20 protein-coding genes are annotated in these 22,555 nt (G+C 64.1%); 14 read left to right on the top strand and 6 right to left on the bottom strand.

The annotated features are described in order from the left end of the window. The first annotated feature begins 4 nt into the window (after nucleotides 1–4). The 11 genes from MNBBLIKP_RS13910 to lexA all read left to right on the top strand — a co-directional run bounded on the left by MNBBLIKP_RS13910 (nucleotide 5) and on the right by lexA (nucleotide 10,364). The gene (locus tag MNBBLIKP_RS13910) at nucleotides 5–1,522 is read left to right on the top strand and encodes an anthranilate synthase component I family protein (RefSeq protein ID WP_088310849.1); all 1,518 of its coding nucleotides are present in this window, start codon (nucleotides 5–7) and stop codon (nucleotides 1,520–1,522) included. 11 nt (nucleotides 1,523–1,533) lie between these two features. Then, nucleotides 1,534–2,391: an SDR family oxidoreductase gene (locus MNBBLIKP_RS13905; protein ID WP_088310848.1), complete on the top strand. Its 858-nt coding sequence runs from the start codon at nucleotides 1,534–1,536 to the stop codon at nucleotides 2,389–2,391. Next, nucleotides 2,391–3,458 (top strand): alpha/beta fold hydrolase, encoded by a 1,068-nt coding sequence (locus tag MNBBLIKP_RS13900; protein WP_088310847.1) that lies wholly within the window; start codon nucleotides 2,391–2,393, stop codon nucleotides 3,456–3,458. The genes MNBBLIKP_RS13905 and MNBBLIKP_RS13900 overlap by 1 nt, the downstream gene beginning before the upstream one ends. After that, nucleotides 3,455–4,438: a prolyl aminopeptidase gene (gene pip / locus MNBBLIKP_RS13895; protein ID WP_088310846.1), complete on the top strand. Its 984-nt coding sequence runs from the start codon at nucleotides 3,455–3,457 to the stop codon at nucleotides 4,436–4,438. The genes MNBBLIKP_RS13900 and pip overlap by 4 nt, the downstream gene beginning before the upstream one ends. 24 nt (nucleotides 4,439–4,462) lie before the next feature. Next, nucleotides 4,463–5,047, top strand: coding sequence for an anthranilate synthase component II (locus MNBBLIKP_RS13890; protein ID WP_088310845.1), 585 nt, complete (start codon nucleotides 4,463–4,465; stop codon nucleotides 5,045–5,047). 141 nt (nucleotides 5,048–5,188) lie between these two features. Then, nucleotides 5,189–6,154: an anthranilate phosphoribosyltransferase gene (trpD, locus tag MNBBLIKP_RS13885; RefSeq protein WP_088310844.1), complete on the top strand. Its 966-nt coding sequence runs from the start codon at nucleotides 5,189–5,191 to the stop codon at nucleotides 6,152–6,154. Next, entirely contained in the window at nucleotides 6,151–6,939 is a 789-nt protein-coding gene (gene trpC / locus MNBBLIKP_RS13880; RefSeq protein ID WP_088310843.1) for an indole-3-glycerol phosphate synthase TrpC, read from the top strand. Before trpD ends, trpC begins: the two co-directional genes overlap by 4 nt. A 74-nt stretch (nucleotides 6,940–7,013) precedes the next feature. Continuing rightward, nucleotides 7,014–7,706 (top strand): hypothetical protein, encoded by a 693-nt coding sequence (locus tag MNBBLIKP_RS13875; RefSeq protein ID WP_088310842.1) that lies wholly within the window; start codon nucleotides 7,014–7,016, stop codon nucleotides 7,704–7,706. Nucleotides 7,707–7,893: 187 nt separating this feature from the next. Beyond that, nucleotides 7,894–8,367, top strand: coding sequence for a cyclic pyranopterin monophosphate synthase MoaC (moaC, locus tag MNBBLIKP_RS13870; RefSeq protein WP_088310937.1), 474 nt, complete (start codon nucleotides 7,894–7,896; stop codon nucleotides 8,365–8,367). Next, on the top strand, nucleotides 8,367–9,569 hold the full coding sequence (locus MNBBLIKP_RS13865; RefSeq protein ID WP_176399779.1) for a molybdopterin molybdotransferase MoeA: 1,203 nt from the start codon (nucleotides 8,367–8,369) through the stop codon (nucleotides 9,567–9,569). Before moaC ends, MNBBLIKP_RS13865 begins: the two co-directional genes overlap by 1 nt. A gap of 102 nt (nucleotides 9,570–9,671) precedes the next feature. Then, nucleotides 9,672–10,364, top strand: coding sequence for a transcriptional repressor LexA (gene lexA / locus MNBBLIKP_RS13860; protein ID WP_088310840.1), 693 nt, complete (start codon nucleotides 9,672–9,674; stop codon nucleotides 10,362–10,364). Here lexA and MNBBLIKP_RS13855 read toward each other — a convergent pair. Continuing rightward, nucleotides 10,358–12,646 carry a ComEC/Rec2 family competence protein gene (locus MNBBLIKP_RS13855; RefSeq protein ID WP_088310839.1) on the bottom strand — a complete coding sequence of 763 codons (2,289 nt, stop codon included), beginning with the start codon at nucleotides 12,644–12,646 and terminating at the stop codon, nucleotides 10,358–10,360. The two genes, lexA and MNBBLIKP_RS13855, sit on opposite strands and share 7 nt — an antisense overlap. 29 nt (nucleotides 12,647–12,675) lie before the next feature. Here MNBBLIKP_RS13855 and gltX point away from each other — a divergent pair, with 29 nt between their 5' ends. After that, nucleotides 12,676–14,121 (top strand): glutamate--tRNA ligase, encoded by a 1,446-nt coding sequence (gene gltX / locus MNBBLIKP_RS13850; RefSeq protein WP_088310838.1) that lies wholly within the window; start codon nucleotides 12,676–12,678, stop codon nucleotides 14,119–14,121. A gap of 29 nt (nucleotides 14,122–14,150) precedes the next feature. After that, nucleotides 14,151–15,434: a citrate synthase gene (locus tag MNBBLIKP_RS13845; protein ID WP_088310837.1), complete on the top strand. Its 1,284-nt coding sequence runs from the start codon at nucleotides 14,151–14,153 to the stop codon at nucleotides 15,432–15,434. A 54-nt stretch (nucleotides 15,435–15,488) separates the two neighbouring features. Here the strand turns inward: MNBBLIKP_RS13845 and MNBBLIKP_RS13840 are convergent, their stop codons facing one another. The 4 genes from MNBBLIKP_RS13840 to MNBBLIKP_RS13825 form a co-directional block, all read right to left on the bottom strand. Beyond that, nucleotides 15,489–16,928 carry a sensor histidine kinase gene (locus MNBBLIKP_RS13840; protein ID WP_088310836.1) on the bottom strand — a complete coding sequence of 480 codons (1,440 nt, stop codon included), beginning with the start codon at nucleotides 16,926–16,928 and terminating at the stop codon, nucleotides 15,489–15,491. A gap of 3 nt (nucleotides 16,929–16,931) precedes the next feature. Further along, on the bottom strand, nucleotides 16,932–17,891 hold the full coding sequence (locus MNBBLIKP_RS13835; protein WP_088310835.1) for a hypothetical protein: 960 nt from the start codon (nucleotides 17,889–17,891) through the stop codon (nucleotides 16,932–16,934). 25 nt (nucleotides 17,892–17,916) lie between these two features. Next, on the bottom strand, nucleotides 17,917–19,041 hold the full coding sequence (locus tag MNBBLIKP_RS13830) for a hypothetical protein (RefSeq protein WP_088310834.1): 1,125 nt from the start codon (nucleotides 19,039–19,041) through the stop codon (nucleotides 17,917–17,919). 167 nt (nucleotides 19,042–19,208) lie between these two features. Then, nucleotides 19,209–19,511, bottom strand: coding sequence for an Hpt domain-containing protein (locus MNBBLIKP_RS13825; RefSeq protein WP_088310833.1), 303 nt, complete (start codon nucleotides 19,509–19,511; stop codon nucleotides 19,209–19,211). 72 nt (nucleotides 19,512–19,583) lie between these two features. Here MNBBLIKP_RS13825 and MNBBLIKP_RS13820 point away from each other — a divergent pair, with 72 nt between their 5' ends. Further along, on the top strand, nucleotides 19,584–22,199 hold the full coding sequence (locus tag MNBBLIKP_RS13820) for an ATPase (protein ID WP_088310832.1): 2,616 nt from the start codon (nucleotides 19,584–19,586) through the stop codon (nucleotides 22,197–22,199). A 67-nt stretch (nucleotides 22,200–22,266) separates the two neighbouring features. Here MNBBLIKP_RS13820 and MNBBLIKP_RS13815 read toward each other — a convergent pair whose 3' ends face one another. Beyond that, a complete protein-coding gene (locus MNBBLIKP_RS13815) occupies nucleotides 22,267–22,551 on the bottom strand; it encodes a DUF1467 family protein (RefSeq protein ID WP_088310831.1) in 285 nt (94 codons plus the stop codon). Nucleotides 22,552–22,555 lie beyond the last annotated feature (4 nt).

The raw sequence follows: 22,555 nt of genomic DNA, 5'->3' as shown, positions 1-22,555 counted from the left end.
TCCGATGATCGGGGCGGGACTGGAAAACGGCGAAGCGGCGCGCGTAGCTCTTGCGGCGGGGCGCTCCGGGATCGTCTGGCGGCGGCTGATTGCCGACACCGAAAGCCCGGTCGGTGCAGCGCTCAAGCTGATCGAGCCGGGACGCGGCGATTTCCTGCTCGAATCGGTTCAGGGCGGCGAAGTGCGCGGGCGTTACAGCCTGCTCGGGCTCGATCCCGATCTGGTGTTCCGCGCGACCGGCGCAGCTTGTGAAATCAACCGCGAATGGCAGCATGACAAGGCAGCCTTCGTCTCCCTTCCCCGGGACAGCCTGACCGAACTGCGCGCGCTGGTTGAACTGTGCAAGATCGACGTTCCCGCCGCGCTGCCCCCGGTGCTGGCCTGTCTGGTCGGCTACTTTGGCTATGAAACCTATGGCCTGATCGAAAGGTTGCCGCGTCCGCCGCAAAGCGCACTGGAACTGCCCGACATGCTGTTCGTGCGCCCGACGCTGATTCTGGTGTTCGACCGGCTGAGCGACGAGCTTTACTGCGTTGCCCCGCTCTGGCCCTCTCCCGCAAGCCCGGAACAGACGCTCAGTCAGGCGTCTGACCGGATCGACGCCGCGCTGCGCCGCCTTTCGCAGCCCGCCGCCGAACCGCTGCTTGATGCGGGCCTGCCCGAACCGGTGCTGACCCCGACCCTGCCCGAAGGTGCCTATGGCAAAATGGTCGCGCGGGCGAAGGACTATATCGAGGCCGGGGACATTTTCCAGGTGGTGCTGGCCCAGCGCTTCACCTGCCCCTTCCCGCTGCCCCCGCTGGCGCTGTACCGCGCGCTGCGGCGGGTGAACCCCTCACCATTCCTCTATTTCCTCGATTTTCCCGGCTTTGCGCTCACCGGCTCGAGCCCGGAAATCCTCGTCCGCGTCCGGGATGGCGAAGTTACGATCCGCCCGATCGCGGGAACCCGCCCACGCGGCAAGACGGCAGAGGAAGATCGCGCCAACGAGATCAGCCTGCTGGCCGATCCCAAGGAACGCGCCGAACACCTGATGCTGCTCGATCTGGGTCGTAACGATGTCGGCCGAGTGGCGCAGACCGGAACAGTCAAAGTCACCGAGAGTTACACGGTGGAGCGTTACAGCCACGTGATGCACATCGTCAGCAATGTGGTCGGCCAGCTGGATGCGGCGCACCACGATGCAATCGATGCGGTATTCGCGGGCTTCCCGGCCGGTACCGTCAGCGGCGCTCCCAAAGTCCGCGCCTGCCAGATCATCGCCGAACTCGAACCCGAAACCCGCGGCGCTTACGCCGGCGGCGTCGGCTATTTCGCGCCCGACGGCAACCTCGACAGCTGCATCGTCCTGCGCACCGGAGTGGTCAAGGACGGCATGTTGCATGTCCAGGCCGGAGCAGGCATCGTCGCCGACAGCGACCCCGCCTATGAACAGCGCGAATGCGAGGCCAAGGCCGGGGCCTTGATCGCTGCGGCGAAGGAAGCGGTCCGGGTGGCCGGATTGGCCGGGTTCGGACAATAGGGAGACAGGCAATGGCTGACAGGCAAGTGACGCTGGTTACGGGATGTTCAACCGGCGTCGGCCTGCACACCGCCGTGCGTCTGGCTGAAGCTGGCTGGCAGGTGGTCGCGACGATGCGCGATACCGGCAAGAGTGCGGCTTTGCTGGACGAAGCCGCCAAGGCGGGCGTCGCAGTTGAAGTCACCGAACTTGATGTCTGCTCACAAGGTTCGATCGATGCCGCTGTGGCCGAAGTGCTGGCACGGCATGGGCAGATCGACCTTTTGGTCAACAACGCGGGCGCAGGCTTTCTGGGCAGTGTTGAGCAGACCAGCGATGCCGATCTGCGCCGGACGATGGAAGTCAACTTCTTCGGCGTCTGGAACATGACCAAGGCAGTGGTGCCGCAGATGCGCCAGCAGGGCAGCGGGCGGATCATCAGCGTCACCAGCGTCGGCGGGCTGCTCGGCCAACCCTTCAACGAGGCCTATTGCGCCGCGAAGTTTGCGGTTGAGGGGATGATGGAGGGCTTTGCCCCGCTCGCCCGGCAGATGGGGATCAAGGTCAGTCTGGTTGAACCCGGCCCGATCAACACCGAATTCGTCGCCTCCGTGCGCAGCACCTCTGCCGCCGCAATCGCCGCAATGGCGCAGCCCTATGCCGGGATGGTCGCCAATTACATGGGCGCGACGGGCAATGTCTTTGCCACCTATGGCCAGACCGGGGACGACATCGCCCGGATCATCACCCAGATTGCGGCGCAGGACAGCCCGGACTTCCGCAACATCACGTCAGACTTTGCCAAGGCCATGGTCGCACCCAAAGTGGTGGACCAGACCGGCAACAACGTGGTCGACCTGTTCGCAGGCCGGCTTTCAGGGAACGCCTGATGCGCAAACTGCTCTTCGCCCTCCTCACCCTCATCGCCGCCCCGCTCCACGCCGAGGATTGGCAGTCCAAAGCCACCGAACGCGACGTGGTGCTGCATGACTTTCATTTCGGCACGGGCGAGACGATGGATGTGGCGATGCACGTCACCACGTTGGGCACCCCGCACCGGGGCGCTGACGGCAGAATCGACAACGCGGTGATGGTGCTGCACGGCACCGGGGGCACCGGCAAACAGTTCTTCCGCCCGCAGTTCGCTGACGAGCTTTATGGCCCGGGCCAGCCGTTTGACCTCGCCAAAACCTATGTGATCCTGCCCGACAACCTCGGCCACGGCGGATCGAGCAAGCCCAGCATGGGCATGCGAATGAAGTTCCCGCGCTATGACTATGCCGATATGGTCGCGGCGCAGCACCGGCTGCTGACTGAAGGGCTGGGCGTGACCAAACTCAAGCTCATCCTCGGCACCTCGATGGGCTGTATGCACGCCTTCGTCTGGGGCACCACTCGCCCCGGCTTTGCGCAGCGGCTCGCCCCGTTTGCCTGCAACGCGGTCGAGATCGCGGGGCGGAACCGGATCTGGCGCAAGATGTCGATCGACGCGATTGAGGCTGATCCGGTGTGGAACGGCGGCAATTACACCAGCCCGCCGATGCAGGGCCTGCGCACCGCCGCCGACCTTTCCTTGATCGCCGGTGCCAATCCGGTGGCGCTGCAAGACCAGCTCCCAACCCGCGCCGCAGCGGAGAAATTCCTGGCCGAGCGTGAGGCTGCGGCGGCGAAAGAGCCGGGCGACGCCAACGACCAGATCTATCAGCTCGATTCCTCGCGCACTTACAACCCGGCGCCGCTGCTTTCGAACATCACGGTTCCGGTGCTGTGGATCAACAGCGCGGACGATTTCATCAACCCGCCCGAACTGGGAATCGCCCAGCGACAGGCCAAACAGATGCCGCGCGCCCGCTTCATCCTGATCCCGGCGAGCAAGGAGACCAAGGGCCACGGCACCCACACCTGGGCCAAATTCTGGAAAGCTGACCTGCTCAAGCTGCTGGCAACCAAGCCATGAGCGAGCGCCGCACGCTTTACCCGCCGGTCGAACCCTTTGCCTCGGGCATGCTCGACGTCGGTGACGGGCACAGCATATACTGGGAGCGCTGCGGCACGCCGGGCGGCAAACCGGCGGTGTTCCTGCACGGTGGCCCCGGCAGCGGGATCAGCGCCAAGCAGCGCCAGCAATTCGACCCGGCACTGTATGACGTGCTGCTGTTCGACCAGCGCGGCTGCGGCAAGTCCACACCGTTTGCGGGACTGGACCACAACACCACCTGGCACCTCGTCGCCGATATCGAGCGGCTGCGGGTGATGGCGGGGCATGACAAGTGGCTGGTGTTCGGCGGGTCATGGGGTTCCACCCTCAGCCTCGCCTACGCCCAGACCCACCCGGAGCGGGTCAACGAACTGGTGCTGCGCGGAATTTTTCTGGCCAGCCAGCAGGAATATGACTGGCTCTACACCTATGGTGCAAGCCAGCTTTACCCTGAGGCATGGGCAGAATTTTCTGGCCACGTCCCGCCCGAAGAACGCGGAGATTTGCTCGCAGCCTATCACCGCCGCCTGACCAGCGATGATGCCGCAGTGCGGCTCGCTGCCGCCAAGGTCTGGTCGATGTGGGAGGGCGTGACCGTGACCCTGCTGCCCGACCCGGAAATGCTCGCTGATTTCACCGCCGACGATCATGCCGTGGCGGTCGCGCGGATTGAATGTCACTATTTCCGCCATAACTGCTGGCTCGAACCCGGCCAGCTGCTGCGCGATGCCCACAAGCTGCGCTATATCCCCGGCGTGATTGTGCAAGGCCGCCACGATTGCTGCACGCCCCCGGCCGCCGCCTGGGCGCTCAAGCAGGCATGGCCTGAAGTGGACTTGCAGATTGTCCCCGATGGGGGGCATCTGTTCACCGAACCCGGCATCACTGATGGCCTGGTGCGGGCGGCGGACCGGTTTGCGGGGAAGCCCGGCAGAACCGAACCTTTACTTCCAAATTAGCCCGACCCGCTCTATGGCGCGGCCATGATCCTCGTCATCGACAATTATGACAGCTTTACCTGGAACCTGGTCCATTATCTGATGGAACTGGGTGCCGAGGTGGAAGTGGTGCGCAATGATGCCATGTCCGCCGGGCAGGCGCTGTCCACCGGGGCGCAGGGCTATCTGATCTCGCCCGGCCCCTGCACGCCCAACGAAGCCGGGGTCAGCCTTGATCTGGTCGGGGCCTGCGCCGATGCGGGCAAGCCGCTGCTTGGCGTGTGCCTGGGCCACCAGTCGATCGGCCAGTATTTCGGCGGTAGCGTGGTTCGCGGCGGGCTTATGCATGGCAAGGTTTCGCCGGTCAGCCATGACGGCACCGGCCTGTTCAAAGGCCTGCCCAGCCCGTTCATCGCCACCCGCTATCACTCGCTGATCGTCCAAGATATTCCCGACAGTCTGGTGGTCAACGCCACCAGCGATGACGAACACGTCATGGGCGTGCGCCATGCAACGCTGCCGATCCACGGAGTCCAGTTCCATCCGGAAAGCATCGCCACCGAACACGGCCATGCGATGCTGGCCAACTTCCTCGAGATTTGCGGGATCGAGGCAAGGGAAATCGCGTGAGCACGGGCACGTCCAATCCTCCCCCCTTGGGGGAGGTGGCAGCCCTGCAAGGGCTGACGGAGGGGGTATGATCGCCTCTCCGCATGCCCCCTCCGTCAGCGCTGCGCGCTGCCACCTCCTCCAGCGGGGGAGGATTTCCAGATGACCCTGTCCCTGTCCGAATCCGAACACCTCTTCGCCCGGATGCTGGACGGCGAGATGGCCGATGACGCTATCGCCGCCACCCTGATCGAACTCGCCGACCGCGGCGAAACCGCCGCCGAAGTGGCCGGAGCGGTGCGGGCGATGCGCGCCCGAATGAAGCGGGTGAGCGCGCCCCACGGCGCAATCGACGTTTGCGGTACCGGGGGTGACGGCCAACACAGCCTCAACGTCTCGACCGCTGTCGCGCTGGTGGTTGCAGCCTGCGATGTGCCGGTGGCCAAGCACGGCAACCGCGCGGCCAGCAGCAAGGCGGGCGGCGCGGATACGCTGGAAGCGCTGGGGCTCAACCTTGCCCGCGCCTCCGAAATGGCCGAGACGACGCTGTCGGACCTTGGCATCGCATTCCTGTTCGCACAGGCCCACCATCCCGCGCTTGGCCGGATCGCGCCGATCCGCAAGACGCTGGGGCGCCGCACGATCTTCAACCTGCTTGGACCGCTGGCCAATCCTGCCGGGGTAACGCGCCAGCTGGTCGGCGTCTCACACCCCGGTCTGATCGCGCTCTACCGCGAAGCGATGCTGCTGCTTGATACCGAAGCCGCGCTGATCGTCTCGGGCGCGGAAGGGCTCGACGAATTGTCGATCGCAGGGACCAGCTATGTCGCGGGGATCGGCCTGCCCGGTTTCCTGACCGAAGTGCGCCCCGAAGACGCCGGGCTGCCCTCGCACGATCTGGCCGATCTGCGCGGCGGCGATGCGGCGTTCAATGCCGATGCTTTGCGCCGCTTGCTCCAGGGCGAAACTGGCGCTTACCGCGATGCCGTCCTGCTCAATTCCGCCGCTGCCTTGCTGGTGGCGGGGCAAGTAGAGGACTGGCTGGAAGGCGTCGAGGAAGCTGCCGAAGCGCTCGACAAGGGGCTGGCCAAGGCGCTGCTGGATTGCTGGATCGAGACTACGAAATGACCGACAAACTCGCCGAAATCTGCGATACCAAGCGTCAGGAAGTGGCGCAGCGCAAGCCGCTCGCCAGCCTGGCCGATCTCGATGCCCGCGCCGCCGCGCAAAGCGCCCCGCGGGGCTTCCGCCGCGCGCTTGAGGCCAAGGTCGCCACCGGCTTTGGCCTGATTGCCGAAATCAAGAAGGCCAGCCCCAGCAAGGGCCTGATCCGCCCTGATTTCCACCCGGCCGATCACGCCCGCGCCTATCAGGCCGGCGGCGCGGCCTGCCTCTCGGTGCTGACCGACGCGCCTTATTTCCAGGGGCACGAGGACTATCTGATCGAAGCCCGCGCCGCCTGTGACCTGCCGGTGCTGCGCAAGGACTTCATGGTCGATCCCTGGCAAGTCGCCGAAGCCCGCGCAATCGGGGCCGATGCGATCCTGATCATCGTTGCCGCGCTGGAAGATGGCGTCATGGCCGAAATCGAAGCCGCCGCGATCGAACGCGGGATGGACGTGCTGGTCGAAGTTCACAACGAGGCCGAGATGGAGCGCGCCGCGCGGCTGAGCAGCCGCCTGATCGGGGTCAACAACCGCGATCTCAAGCGCTTTGTCACCGATCTTGGCACGACCGAACGGCTGGTCGGCCTTGCGCCGGAAGGCACTCTGCTGGTCAGCGAAAGCGGGTTGGGCAGCCATGCTGACCTGCTCCGGCTGGAACAGGAGGGTGTGCGCTGCTTCCTCGTCGGGGAAAGCCTGATGCGACAAGGCGATGTTGAGGCTGCTACGCGGGCCTTGCTTAACGGCTGAACCTGCCGCGTTCGTCCAAGCCTGGCGCGGCCTGATCCGCTAAGGCTCCATCACAACGATGGGGTGGTAACATTATGGTCCGGTTCGCGCTTGGTTTCACGCTGTCCACTCTCGCCCTGATCAGCGCCGTACCGATTCAGGCCAAAACAGCCTCGGAACACCAGCTCAGCGTGTTCTGCCCGGGTAAAAAGACGCGCAATCCTGACAAGACGGTGCGGTACAGCCAGCTGGACCTGACGCTCGACACTATCAGTGTCCGCTATAATCCCAAGAACGACATGACCCTGCAGGACATCCAGGCGGGCAAGAAGCCCCCGGTGATTACCCCGGCCATGATCAAGGCGCGGCGCGACAAGGCCTATGCCGAATTCGGCAAAGTGCTGTCCGAATGCCAGACGCAGCATGACTGGACCGATGAGGAACGCAGCGAGATCGGTGAGTTCACGGTGGCCTGGGCAAGCATATCGGAAGTCAAATTCGCGCTGTTCTCACCGCCGGAGGACGTGCTGTTCAACCAGTACAGCCACCACATGCAGCAGCCTGATTTTCAGGCCCTGGCCGACAACAAGTTCAAGGGTTCGCCGCTGCACAAGGCCGTGGTCGCGGATCTGAAAGCGACCGACTGGTACAAGCAGAACAAGCGCAACCTCAACCTCGACGATGCCTATTTCCAGGGGCTGATCGTCGATGCCTACTACAACAAGCTGGTTGCCGAAGTGATGCGGGGGCGGTTTGATGCGAGCGCGCAAAAGCGCTTTCCCGGCTAGCTCCAGCCCGCATCGAATTGCCTCTGTCCTACATTGCCGACATCTGGCAAAAGGGGCGCATGACCCTGATTTCCGCGCTTTTCCCGCCTGCTGCCTGCACCCTTGAAACAGCTTTGAAACCGGGTCCGAACTTTGCGCTTTGGACAGTGTCAACCGTGTCAACCTGTACAGCTTTCGGGGGCACAAGATGAATGAACTGACTCACCTCGATTCGCAGGGCCACGCCCGGATGGTCGATGTCGGCGGCAAGGCTGAAACACAGCGCGTCGCCATTGCCAGCGGGCAGATTGCCATGTCGGAACAGGCCCTGGCAGCGGTGCGCGATGGCGCGGTGCCCAAAGGCGACGTCCTTGCCGCTGCCCGGATCGCCGGGATCATGGCGGCGAAGAAGACCGCCGAGCTGATCCCGCTGTGCCATCCGCTCGCGCTCGATGCGGTGACGCTCGATTTCACCCTGACCGATGCCGGTGTTGAAGTGCGCGCCACCGCCAGCCTGACCGGGCGGACCGGGGTGGAAATGGAAGCCATGACCGCCGTCTCGATCGCGCTGCTGACGATTTATGACATGGCCAAGGCGGTGGACAAGGGCATGGTGATCGGCGGCGTCAGACTGCTTGAAAAGCGCGGAGGCAAATCCGGACACTGGCAGGCCCCAGCCTGATGGCCGCGCCGCTTCCACTGGAAGAAGCCCAGGCCCGCCTGCTCGCCATGGCAAGGCCGCTGCCGATTGAACGGGTGCCGGTTGGCGAAGCGCTTGGCCGGTACCTTGCGGAACCGCTGGTAGCCCGGCGCACGCAGCCTGCGGCCGACCTTTCGGCAATGGATGGCTATGCCTTGCGCGGTGCCGACTTGCCCGGGCCGTGGCAAGTAATCGGCGAAAGCGCGGCCGGGCACCCTTATGCGGGCCTGGTCGGTCCGGGTCAGGCAGTGCGGATTTCCACCGGAGCACTGATGCCAGGCGGCGCCGACATGGTGCTGATGCAAGAGGATGCGGCGCGAGCTGGTGAGCTGCTGACCCTCACCGGCTCTCCGCCCGTTCCGCTCGGCAAACATATCCGCCACTGCGGCAATGACTTTGCCGAAGGTGCCGAATTGCTTCCCATCGGCGCACGGATCGGCCCGGCGCAGGTCGCTCTGGTGCTGTCTGCCGGTCAGCAACTGGCGCCGGTCCGCCGCAAGGTCAGATTAGCGGTAATTGACAGCGGCGATGAACTGGCCGCCGATCCGGGGCGGTGCGGATTGCATCAGATCCCGGCAAGCAATGGCGCAATGCTCGCCGCCATGACCGCACCCTGGTGCGGTGAAGTGCGGCGGATCGGGCCTGTACCGGATAGTCTCGGCGCGCTTGTCGAAGCTCTGGACGCCTTTGAGGACGCCGATGTGATCGTCACCAGCGGCGGCGCATCAGTTGGCGATCATGACCTGATTCGTCCCGCACTGGAAAGCTGGGGCGCGACACTCGAATTCTGGAAAGTCGCGATCAAGCCGGGAAAGCCACTGCTGATTGCGCGCAAAGGGCAGAAGCTGGTGGTGGGCCTCCCAGGCAACCCGGTATCAAGCCATGTCACGGCATTCCTGTTCTTGTTGCCCCTGCTCAAGGCCCTGTTGGGCGCAGCGGAACCCCTGCCCCGCGCCGCCCTTATTCCAAGCGCCGAAAACCTCGCCGCAGGCGGGGACAGGCGCGAGTTTGCCAGAGCCTGCTGGGATGGCCGAACGGTCACAACCCGGCTTAACCAGGACAGCGGTGCGCTTTCCACCCTCGCCCACAGCAATGCCCTGATCGATCGCCCGGCCAGGGCGCCGGAATTGGCCGCCGGAACGCCTGTGCCGGTTTATCTGATCGAAAATGGCGGAATTGCTTGACGCGATTCGAAAGGTTGCTTAATTGTTCCGCATTCGTTCACTGAACGGCACAGGAACATCGTTCGGTTGTTCCTGTGACCTTTGGTAGGGAGTGACCCCGGCATGCTGACCCGCAAACAGCACGAATTGATCCGCTTCATCCAGACCCGCCTTGAAGATTCGGGGGTCAGTCCCTCGTTTGAGGAAATGAAGGAGGCATTGGATCTCAAATCGAAGTCGGGCGTTCACCGCTTGATCTCCGCGCTGGAGGAACGCGGTTTCATCCGCCGCCTGCCCAACCGCGCCCGCGCACTGGAAGTGCTGCGCCAGCCTGAAGATGTCGGAACCAAGGCCCCGGTCCGCGCCGCCAATGCCAACAGCGCTGCTGCCGCCGTGGTCCGCCCGCCGGAAGCCAAGCCTGCTCCGGCCAATGACGTGATCGAAATCCCGCTCCACGGCCGCATCGCCGCCGGTGTCCCGATTGAGGCGCTGGAAACGGGTGCCACGCTCCCCGTCCCTGCCGCGCTGCTTGGCGCGGGCGAACACTATGCGCTGGAAGTATCCGGGGATTCGATGATCGAAGCCGGAATCCTCGATGGCGACTATGCCCTGATCCGCCGCACCGACAGCGCCCGCGACGGCGAAATCGTGGTCGCGCTGGTTCGGGGTGAGGAAGCGACGCTCAAGTACCTGCGCCGTGAAAGCGGGCGGGTCCGGCTCGATCCGGCCAACTCGGCCTACGAACCGCAAATCTATGATCCGCGCGAAGTGGTGGTTCAGGGCAAGCTGGCCGGGCTGCTACGGCGCTATCACTGATCCGGTTTGCGCCGATCTGGCGCGTTGACAATCGCAGCGTCCGCAGCCTCGGTTGCGGACGCTGCGTTGTTTCTTGAGCCAAGGCTGCGCTGCTTGAAGGGGCGAGGTTCAGGCCGCTTCCACCAGCCGTGCTCGCCCTGACCTTGCGCTACGCTTGTCAGCTTGCCGTGTTCCAGATCGATCGCCAGCCCGCCACTGCGCTCAAGATAGCGGCGATCCGCCTTGAGCCAGCGCGGGCGGCAAGACCGCGGCAAGAAACGGTCAGAGATCACCAGATCGGCTCGCTCACAAGCCGCCGCCAGATCCCGTTCGGGGATCAAGTCCGAGCCACGCGACAGCAGCAATTGCCAGTCCCGCTCGCCGCGACGCAGCCGGATCGCGCAGAAATCGTGATTACACTGGGCCCCGGGCCATTCATCCAGCACCCGCACACCCCCGCTCATGCCTGCAAGTTCGGTCAGACTTTCGAGTGCAAAACCCGCGCGCGCCGGGCGCAGGACCAGCAGTTCCTGCCCCTCGCCCCCGATCCCGACATGCCGTCCATCGCCCGAAATCAACAGATCCGGCGCTCGCAAGCTGGCGAGTGAAGCCGCACCGATCAGCGCCGGGGCAAGTCCCAGCAAGCGGACCCGGCCAGACCACAGCGCCAGCCATAGCCCACCGGACACGAACAGCAGGAACGCCCCCTGCCCCATGGCCGGCATGGTTGTAACGGCGCCCGGCATCGCCGCCGTCCAATGCGCAAGTGCGAGCAGCAGTTCGAGCGACTTGCCCGCGAGCCACCAGAACGGTGCCCCGATCCCGGCCAGGTCAAACAGCAAGGCCAGAGCAATCAGCGGCATCGATGCCACCGTTGTCAGCGGGATTGCAATCACGTTGGCGAGCGCGCCATAGACCCCAGCCTGATGAAAATGGAACAGGCCGATCGGCATCAGTGCCAGTTCGATCACCACTCCGGTCAGCAGCAGCATGGCCAGATTGCGTCCCTGTCGCACAAGCCAGCCTTCCTCTCGCGGGGCCAGGAACGCACGGACCGGCCCTGATCCGTGGACAGCGATGATTGCGATCACTGCGGCGAAGCTCATCTGAAAACTTGGCCCGACCAGCGCTTCGGGCCAGAACACCAGAACCAGGAAGGCTCCGGTCGCCACCATCCGCATGCTCAATGCCTCCCGCCCCAGCACCAGCGCCAGCAAGACCAGCATGGCGCCGATGCAGGACCGCACCGTCGGCACTTCGGCCCCGGTGAGCAGGGTATAACCAATCCCCGCCAGTGCCCCCGTCGCGGCCGCCAGCAACGGCACCCGCACGCGCAAGGCGAGCCACGGCCACAAGGCGAACAACCGCCCCGCCAGCGCATAGACCGCCGCAATCACCGCGCTGACATGCAAGCCGCTGATCGACAACAGATGCGTCAGGCCGGCATTGCGCATCGCTTCCTCATCCGCAGGGGCAATCGCGCCGCGGTCACCGCTGGCAAAGGCAGCCGCCAGCGTGCCGGGCGATCCATCCAGATTGGCCCGGACATGCCGCGACAGCGCACGCTGCGCTTGCCCCAAGCTGCCTCCATCCTCGCCAGGGCGCACCAAGGTAACCTTGCCCAGCACGGATCCAGTCGCCGCTATCCCGCCAAACCAGGCGACTCGGGCAAAGTCATAACCTCCCGGCAGCATTGGCGCGGCGGGCGGCATCAACCGCACACGCAATCGCACTTCGGCACCTTCGACCAGACCAATCAGATCATCATCGACATCGAGATTGACCCGCGCGCGGATCGCCCGCCCGCTCACCGGTTCACGCGTGGCCAGCAACAGTCGCACCCGGTGATCGGCGGGCTGATCGACCCGTTCCAGCACCTTACCATTGATCATGGCCACCAGGGGCCGATCAATGGAGCGGACGCCGACCAGCGCGGACTTGGTCCAGACCAGCCCGCAGCCCAGCAATGCAGCCAGGGACAGTGCTGCGCAGGCCTGGCGCAGATAGGGAAACCGGCCTTGTTCGCGCAGCAGAACCAGGCTCAGTCCGGCCAGTCCGCCCGCCCCGGTCAGGAAGAATATCCACTGTCCCGGATTGTCCAGCGTGAACCAGGCGGCGATCCCGGCGGCAAAGGCCACCACCAGCCAGGGGGCCCGGTCAAACCCGGCGTGTTCAAGGAAGTGTTCCAACCGCGCAAGGCCGCTTGCCAACAGCCTGCGGTTGCGCCAATGGCCATGTTGCAGTGCAGCGCCAGACAGCGAGGTACTGTCCATGGGCACGGGCGGTGGCGCGCTGTTGGCCATGGCGACACAAGAACAGGATGGATCGGCGAATGGCAAGTGGCAGCGTGACAGGCGGAGCAGCGGCAACGGGCCGCGACGTCGTAACGCGCTTTGCCCCATCGCCGACCGGCTTTCTCCACATCGGCGGCGCGCGCACCGCACTGTTCAACTGGCTCTATGCCCGCCACCACGGCGGCAAGTACCTGCTGCGGATCGAAGATACGGACCGCGCGCGTTCGACCGAACCGGCAATTGCGGCGATCTTTGACGGGCTGGAATGGCTTGGCCTGATGGGCGATGAACCCGCAACATTTCAGTTTGCCCGGTCCGATCGGCACGCCGAAGTGGCGCACAAATTGCTGGATTCCGGTCACGCCTATCGCTGTTACCTGACCAGCGAGGAACTGCAGACCCGCCGCGAAGCTGCCCAGGCAGAACGCCGGACCTTCCGGCTCGACAGCGAATGGCGCGAAGCCGATCCTGCGACCTGGCCCGAAGGCCAGCCCTATGTAGTGCGGATCAAGGCCCCGCGCGAAGGCGAAACCACGATCCAGGACGAAGTCCAGGGAGAGGTTACGGTGAACCATGCGGAGCTTGATGATTTCGTCCTGCTCCGTTCAGACGGCACGCCGACCTATATGCTGGCCGTGGTGGTGGACGATCACGATATGGGCGTGACCCACGTGATCCGCGGCGACGACCACCTCAACAACGCCTTCCGCCAATTGGTGATTATCCGCGCCATGCATGGGGTTGAGGGTGGCTGGCCCGATCCGGTTTATGCCCACGTGCCGCTGATCCACGGGCATGACGGGGCCAAGCTGTCCAAACGCCATGGTGCCTTGGGGGTTGATGCCTATCGCGACGAACTTGGCCTGCTCCCGGAAGCGATGTTCAACTACCTCCTCAGGCTCGGCTGGGGCCACGGCGATGACGAGATCATCAGCCGCGAACAGGCGACTCAGTGGTTCGACATTGCCCATGTCGGGAAAAGCCCGTCGCGGTTTGACCTGGCCAAGCTGCTGAACCTGAACGGGCACTATTTGCGCGAGGCGGATGATGCGCGGCTGGCAGTGCTCGTCGCGGTGCGGATGGCCGGATCGGTCGATCTGGACCTGCTGACCCGCGCCATGCCCGTCATGAAAGTCCGCGCCAAGGATCTGGACGAACTCGCCGCCGGGGCAGCGTTCCTGTTCGCACAGCGACCGCTGACGATCGAACCCAAGGCCGAAGCTCTGCTGACCGACGATGCGCGGGCGCTGCTTTCGCAAATTCACGCCCGGATCGGTGCCGAAACCGGCTGGACAAGCGACGGACTGGAAGTAAGTCTCAAATCAATGGCGGAAGAGCTCGGACTCGGGCTTGGAAAGCTTGCGCAACCCCTTAGGGCCGCGCTAACCGGGCAAACAACTTCCCCGGGTATATTCGATGTGCTGGTTCTGCTGGGGCGGGACGAAAGCCTCGCGCGGATTGCCGCGCAGGCGCGTTCCGCTTGAAGGCAGACTCTTTGTCAGGAGTAAGTAGGGTGGGCAATCAGGTTAAGGTGAGCACCGGAAGCGGTGAATTCGGCTATCCCGTGCTGTCGGGCAGCGTCGGCCCCGATGTGGTCGACATCCGCAAGCTCTATGCCGAAACCGGCATGTTCACGTATGATCCGGGCTTTACCAGCACCGCCAGCTGCGAAAGCGCGCTGACCTATATCGATGGCGATGAAGGCGTGCTGCTCCACCGCGGTTATCCGATCGGACAGCTGGCAGAAAATTCCAGCTTCATGGAAGTCAGCTATCTGCTGCTCAACGGCGAATTGCCGAGCAAAGATGAACTGGCCGATTTCAGCCGCACCATCACTCGCCACACCATGGTGCACGAACAGCTGACCACGTTCTACCGCGGGTTCCGCCGCGATGCTCACCCGATGGCGATCATGTGCGGTGTGGTTGGCGCGCTTTCGGCGTTCTATCACGATTCGACCGACATTTCCGATCCGCTGCAGCGCAAGATTGCCAGCCACCGCCTGGTCGCCAAGATGCCGACGATTGCGGCGATGGCCTACAAGTATTCGGTCGGTCAGCCATTCGTCTATCCGGACAACAAGCTCAGCTACACCGGCAACTTCCTCAAGATGACCTTCGGCGTCCCAGCCGAGGAATATGAAGTCGTTCCGGCCGTGGAAAAGGCGATGGACCGGATCTTCATCCTCCACGCCGATCACGAACAAAACGCCTCGACCAGCACCGTGCGCCTGGCCGGTTCTTCGGGCGCGAACCCGTTTGCCTGCATCGCGGCGGGGATCGCCTGTCTGTGGGGTCCGGCGCATGGCGGCGCGAACGAAGCTGCGCTCAACATGCTCAAGGAAATCGGCACGCCGGACAAGATTCCGCACTACATCGCGCGCGCCAAGGACAAGAATGATCCGTTCCGCCTGATGGGCTTTGGTCATCGCGTCTACAAAAACTACGATCCCCGCGCGACCGTGATGCAGCAGACCGTGCGCGAAGTGTTCGATGCGCTGAAAGTCAACGACCCGCTGTTCGAGACCGCGCTGGAGCTGGAACATCTGGCGCTCAACGATCCGTATTTCATCGACAAGAAGCTGTTCCCCAACGTCGATTTCTATTCGGGAATCATCCTGTCGGCGATCGGTTTCCCGACCGACATGTTCACCGTGCTGTTCGCCCTTGCCCGCACTGTCGGCTGGGTGGCGCAGTGGAACGAGATGATCAGCGATCCTGGCCAGAAGATCGGCCGTCCGCGCCAGCTCTACACCGGGCCAACGCAGCGCAATTACGTCAGCATCGACAAGCGCTGAATTTGAACGATCCGCCTGTCCGGCCCAAAGCCGGCGGGCGGGCCGTTGTGCAATTCAGCTTTCGGGCTGATCGGGCTCTGCCTGCTGAGCGGTGGTTGGCCGGGAGGCCAGCAGGTCTGCCGGGACATCCAGGATAAAGCGCGCGCCTTGTCCCGGTGCGCTTTCGATCGACAGATCGCCCCCCATCGCGCGTGCCAGCCGCCGCGAAATGTAAAGCCCCAGCCCCGATCCACCGTCTTCGCCGCTGCGGCCCAGCCGCTCGAATTTTTCGAACACCTTGGCTTGTTGCTCCAGCGAGAGCCCAGGCCCCTGATCGGCCACGACCAGTCGGGCGCGGGTGCCGGCATCTTCCAGCCGGATCCAGACCTGCGAATTGTCCGGCGCATAGCGAATAGCGTTGCCAACCAGATTCAGCAGAATCTGCAGCACTCGGCGGAATTCCGCGATTGCGGGCAAATGCTCACCCGGTTTCGGAGCATCTATCCCGATCCCGCGTTCCTGTGCCCGAACCCCCAGAATTCCGGCAGCGCGGCGGGCCACATCGGCAAGGTCGATGCGATCGGGCGCGGTATTGAACTCTTCGGATTCGACCACTTCCAGATCGGCCAGATCCTCAACCAGCGAAAGCAGGTGCTGCCCCGCTGCGGCAATATCGGCAGCGTACTGGCTGTATTCATCAGCCAGTGGCCCGGCCAATCGGGTGCGGATCGTTTCAGCGTTGGCGATAATCCGGGCGATCGGTTGGCGCAGGACCGGCGCAATATCGCGCCCGACCAGGCCAGGGCCGTTCTGGGGCATGACATTGGCGGGAAGCACTGCGCTTGCGGGGGTTTCACGCGCTGCCAGCGGCGTGTCTGCAGTCAGGCACAGCTCAAACCCGGCAGGTTCAGCGCCCGGCACGATCTGGGGGAACAGGCTGGCCCGCCAGGATCGGTCTGAACCGGCAATCCTGACCACTGCTCCATCAAGCAGCCGCCAGTGCAATGGCTGGCGGTGAGCGTTGCCTTCGATCGTCACGAAGTCAGTCCAGGGTTGGCCCAGCCCGGCACGCATCCGGGCAGCGGCATCCTGCAGGTCAGCTGCCGAGCAATCGACTGACAACAGCAGTTGCGCAGCATCCAGCCGGGCAGTCAGTTCAGCCAGAGTGCGGTCAATCGCGGCGCGGCGTTCACCGATTGCGGCGACATCTTCGGGTGGCAGCGGCGCGGCCTGCCAGCTGCGCAAGGTAACCTGACAGGCCCCATCTGCCTGCGGCTCGATTTCCAGCCAGGCCGTAATCGCATCCTGCCCGTCGCTCGCGCGCATGGCCCGCCCCAATTTGAGACCATAGCTGCGCGCCTTACGCACCAGATCAAGCAAAGCGGGCGTCGCAATCACGCCCGGAATTTCTCCCCCACAGCGCAATTGCAGGCCCGACAGCGGCTCCTCCGCGCTGACCATGCGGTCAGCCGCGTCGATTTCGGCGCGGGCCAGGGGGGAACCTTGTGTGGTCATGCCTTAAGCGCCGACGACTGCCGCCGATCGGGCCAGCAGTGCCGCGGCGTGATCCGAACCGAGCTGTTCGAACCCTTCGGGCAATGCGACATCGGGATGGAGCGCGACGAATTGTTCTTCCACGCCCTGCGGCTTCATGCCGGACGCGCGCAATGCCAGGGCCAATCGGGCCAACTGGCCTTCGTTGGTCGCCAGCACGGCCAGATCGCGTTCCTGCCCGGACGCAAGCGCCATGGCGGAAAGGAACATCGCTACCCCGCCATGGGTTACTGCCAGTGCCGCCGTGGCCCCGCCACCCATTCCGGTGATCAGCCGAGCGATCAACCCCAACCGTCCGCGTGCCTCGGCATAGTTCGCGCGAATCGCGGTTTCGGCTGCGGAGGCCAGATCATCCCGACCAGCCGCCGCAGCATAGAGCGTGCGCAGCGCGGCGTGGAGCAGGTCGCCCGGCAATTCCGCGAGCGGCAACTGCATGCGACGCTGGCACTGGACATAACGCGCCTGCGCCGCCAGCAGCGCCATTGCCGTCGCCGCCATCCCTGCGTCAGGCGATGCAATCAGCGCCTGAAGCAGCGGTGAAAGGACCGGATCCAGGCTGAGCCGAGCCTCAAGCCGTTCGGTCAACTGCCATTCCAACGCCAGAGCGTGGGCATGGGCCAGCAGGCCGGGATGGGCCACGAAAGCCTCAATCAGCGCCTCGCGCTGCTCTGCGGGATATTGGCCATCACCGTCCAGTCCGCCCGCGACAGCCAGCGCATCGAGCAACTGGCGCGCAAGATCGTCCATCATACCGCGCACGCGGGCAATGATCTCGTCGCTAAACAGCGAATGATCGTCATTGGCAAGCAAGTGACGCAGGATCGGCGCGATCGTGCCAAGCAAGGCATCGCCATGCGCAAGTTCATCGCGCATGACCGTTTCGACCGGAACCTGTGTCAGGGCCTGGGCAGCATTCTCGTTCATGGGAGGCAGCCTTACGCCTGCTTGGTTAAGGTCGCGTTAGTCGAAATTCACGGCCCGGCAGAACAATTCCGGCCAGCGCCAATAACAGCGCGCCCGCCAGTGCCGCTTCGCGGCCCAGGCCCGCCAGCATCGCAATCAGCATCAGCACGGCCAGCAAAGCACGGTCTTCCAGCCATGCCCCCCATTGCGCGCCCAGATTGCGCGGCAGAATCCGCAGCAAAGCGACCAGCATCAGCGCCGGGAAGTAACGTTCATAGCTGATCAGCGGAATTGCCCCGCCAGCACCCCAGCCGATCAGGATTACCATGATGGCATCCAGCATCCAGCCATAGGCCGTTTCACTGCGCAGAAAATGCCGCAATCCGCGCACATCGTCGCTTTCGATCAGCGACAGGAAAGCGGCCGATTGCCGCATCACCCAACCAAAAGCGCAGAAGCCCAGCCCCAGTGCCGTGGCTTCAAACCAGCCGGAGCCGATCCCCAGCAAGGCCAGCAAGGCCGCGCCAATCGCCAGGATGGTGCTGCCGCTGCCGGCGTGGAGCAACGCCGGGCCGAATTGTCGGACCCCGGCCAGAGCAAGCCAGCGCGACGGACCAATCGGCCGATCCTGCCTGGTGCGCAGGCGAATCCACAAGGGCTCAAGCGACTGCGCATCAGCTTCCTGCCGGATCAGCGCCCACACCGGGCCGCGCTGTCCGGGGCCAGGGATAGGCCGCTGGCTGACCCCGGCTTGCAAGGCAATGCGCTGGAGGGCGGAAATCGTATCGCAATCCGGCGGAAGTTCGGCCAACCGTTCCACCAACCGCCCCGGAATGCGCATTGCCCCGGCGCTGGCGTGGTTCAGATCGATCCGTTCAAACCCTGCTTCCAGTCCTTGCTCGATCGGCTGGACCAGCACTCCCTGCCCTTGCCCCAACAGTGTCGCCAGTTCCGACGGCAAGGCCAGCAAGCCATCGTCGAGGGCAATGACCTCGTCGGTCGCGGTCACCAGTCCGCCCAATGCACGTGGTCCGGCAATCAGGTGAAAGCTGGCTCCGGCCGTTTCGGCCTGGTGCTGCATGGCGAGCAGTTCAGGTGTGATGGCATTGCCCAGGCAGATGACCCGTTCGCAATCCAGCGCCAGCGCCAGTCGCAGTTGCTGCGAAAGCACGCTAATCCCGCCGACGCGCAGCAGCGCGCGCGGCGCGGAACTGCCGGGAACAGTTTCAAGCGTGGATAACAGGGCGACCCGCAGCGTCTTTCTCCGCGCGCGTGGGATGGGCCGCAGGTTCTAGAGCAGCAGCGCGTCGCTGCCAAGCAGCCGCGCGGCAAAACGGCCTAAACGGCGAGAAACTCGTCGAGGTAAAGTTGGATCCGGCGCATCACCGATGGATCCCCCGGCGCGCCATCAAGCGCCTCATCAGCCAGCAGCATCAAAGGTTCCGCATGAAAGCTTGCCGCCAAGCCTTTGAGCCGCAAGGCGGACATCTGCCAATTGGCATCGCAGCGTGACCGCCGCAGCAGGTCCAGTTGGCGCAGCGCACTTTCCCCAAACGCCTGACGCAGTTCGGAAAACAGCGCGGGGTCCTCGCCCGCCGCAGCGGCCAGAGTCGCGTCGAGAGCTCCTGCTTCATATGCCATGAATCAATCCCTTAGGACGATTTGGTTAACTGGGGGTTTATCCACAGGCATCCCCCGTGTTATCCACACCGCATGACCAGGGGAACCCGCATCGTCGCCGTAACCGAAGAAACGGAAAATCCCGTTTCGGAAGAACAGCTTGCCGCCTTGGAAGAGGATGGCGCGCTGGAACTGGATGAAGTGTGGGACGAACCGGCCGTCACGCCGCGTCGGCCTTGGGCGCTGATTGCAGGCGCAACTGCGGCGATCCTGGCGGTAATCGGGTGGAGTGCACTGTTCATCTCGGTCAATCTGGTGGACATGTCGACCGGCGGTACACCTGCACAATGGACTGTGTGGATCCGCGACTGGTCGATGCCGGTGCTTCTGGTCTGCGTGCTGTGGCAACTCATCCTGCGCAACAGCCGCCGCGAGGCGCAGCGCTTTGGTGAAACAGCACGCCTGCTGGGCGATGAAAGCGCCCGGCTGGAAACCCGGCTGACCACCGTTAACCAGGAACTCAGCCTGGCGCGCGAATTCATCTCTGCCCAGTCCCGCGATCTCGAAGCATTGGGCCGGGTCGCCAGCGAACGGCTGAGCGAGAACGCGGACCGGCTTGCCAGTCTGGTGCGTGACAACGGCCTGCGGATCGATGCGATCGGCGATGTCAGCACTGCTGCATTGGAAAACATGGAAAAGCTGCGTGGACAGCTGCCGGTGATCGCCAATTCGGCCAAGGACGTCACCAACAATATCGCCACCGCCGGTCGCACCGCCCATGCCCAACTGGAAGACATGATCCAGGGCTTCAACAAGCTCAACGAATTTGGCCAGGCGAGCGAGCGGCAAGTCTTGTCGCTCAAGGGGTTGGTCGAAAACACGCTTGGTGAATTCACCCGCCAGACCGAGCAGCTCGATGGGATAGCAACTGCGCGCTTTGCCGCGCTCGCGGATCAGGGTGAACAGTTCCGCACCCGCCTGGACAGCGATGAAGTGGCCGTGCTGGCCGCAATCCGCGCCCGCGCCGCTGCTCTGGGCGAAGAGCTGAACACGGCCCGTGAACAGCTTGATGGCAACGAAGCCGAAAGCCTCACTTCGCTGCGCGCGCGGCTTTCCGCTGTGCGGGATGAAGGCGCCACCATCGGCCGCGCGCTGCGTGAAGCCGAAGAAGGCGCGCTGACCGCCTGGCGCGGGTCGATCGGGCGGCTGGAAGAACAGCTGCGCGATGCCATCGCCAAGGTTGGCGAAATTGACGAGAAGGCGCTTGAATCCGCGCGCAACCGCTTGTCCGCACTGGCTCAGGAGGCGGAGGACGTTGACAGCCGGATGATCGAGCGCGACCGCCTGTTTGCCGAGGAAATGAACCGCCGCCGCGATGAAATCGCCGCGCAGCACACCGCTTTCGCAGAGCGGCTGGCCGGGCAGATGACCGAACTCGACGCAGCGATTGCCGAGCGGCGCGAAGCGCATGAAGCGCAGTCTCGTCAAATTGCCGGGCAAAGCGAAACCATCGCAGAGCAGCTTGGCCAATTTGCCACCCGGATGGCAGAAAGCGCTGATCACGCCACAGCAGTCGAGCAAGGCGTCGCCCGCAGTCTGGCGCAATTGACCGAGAAGCTGACACTCAGCCGCGGTGCGCTGGCGGGAACTGACACGGCGGTCAACGAACTGACTGACAATAGCGTCCGTCTGCTCGAACTGATCCAGGCCAGTGTCCAGCATTCGACCCAGGACCTGCCCCAGGCCATGGCCGTGAGTGAAGCCAAGCTGGCCGAAATCGAAGCCCGTACCGCAGAATTAAAGCAGGCGATGGTCGATGCCGAAGGCAAGGGTGCCAGCCTGACTGCGCATCTTGATCAGGGACAGGCCCTGCTAACCGGGGCATTGGGCGATCTTGCGATTTTGCATGAACGCTTGGGCGGCCAGTTGGGCGAACATGGCGGCGAACTGGAACGGTTGCGGACCGAACTGGAGAGCGTCCGCACCAACAGTGAAGAACTCGCCGAACATGCGCAGGGCGCGCTGAAAGCGGCGATAGTATCGCTGACCGGGGCGGCCAGCGCCGCCGTGAGCGATCTGGAAGCGATGAGTGCCAACTCGATCACCGCGCTTGCCGAGCGGATTGGTGAGGCGAGCGGCGCGGCGATCGACAAGGCGATGCACGCCCGCGCCGCAGAAGCGGCCGGGCAACTCGAACAGGCGGCGGCCCATGCCTCTGGCGTCAGCCGCGAAGCCGCGATCCAGCTGCGTGACCAGTTGGCCAAAGTCAGCGAACTGGCCGGGCACCTCGAACGGCGGGTCGAACACGCCCGCAGCCGTGCCGAGGAACAGGTCGACAATGATTTCGCCCGCCGCGTCGCTCTGATCACCGAATCGCTCAATTCGAACGCCATCGATATTGCCCGAGCGATGGACAGCGAGGTTTCAGACACTGCCTGGGCCAGCTATCTGCGTGGTGATCGCGGGGTCTTCACACGCCGTGCGGTCAAGCTGCTCGAGGCGCCAGAGGCCAGGTCGGTCTCCCAGCTTTATGAGAACGACGCCGATTTCCGCGAACATGTCAGCCGCTATATTCACGATTTCGAAGCGATGCTGCGTCAGCTGCTGTCCACACGCGATGGCCATGCCCTGGGGGTCACGCTGCTATCGTCGGATATGGGCAAGCTCTATGTCGCACTGGCCCAGGCGATCGAGCGGCTGCGCAGCTAGAACCTGATGGCATTAGATTGGCCCGCCCCGCAGGGGTTGGATCAATCTCATCTCATCAGGCTCTAAGCTACTTTCCGAGCAGGCCAGGAAACCACGCCGTCACGTCAAGATCTTCGGTCGTGATCCAGCCATTGATGTAGTTCGCGTAATAGAGCGCGAAGAACACCAGCCCCAGAACAGTCGCGCGGCGGGCAATGCGGCGCGGATTGAAGTTGATCGGGGCGCTGCTGGCATGGCCGCGTTGCGGCTCTTCTCCAACTTCGTGCGGTGTGCGCAAGCCGAAGGGCAGCAGGAAAATCGCCGCCATTACCCAGAACAGGGCATAGATCGCGATCATCGACGTCAGTTTCATCGCA

Source organism: Novosphingobium sp. B 225, from assembly GCF_002198665.1.
In the GTDB taxonomy this organism is placed as follows: domain Bacteria; phylum Pseudomonadota; class Alphaproteobacteria; order Sphingomonadales; family Sphingomonadaceae; genus Novosphingobium.
This window is presented reverse-complemented; position numbering and strand designations above follow the sequence as displayed.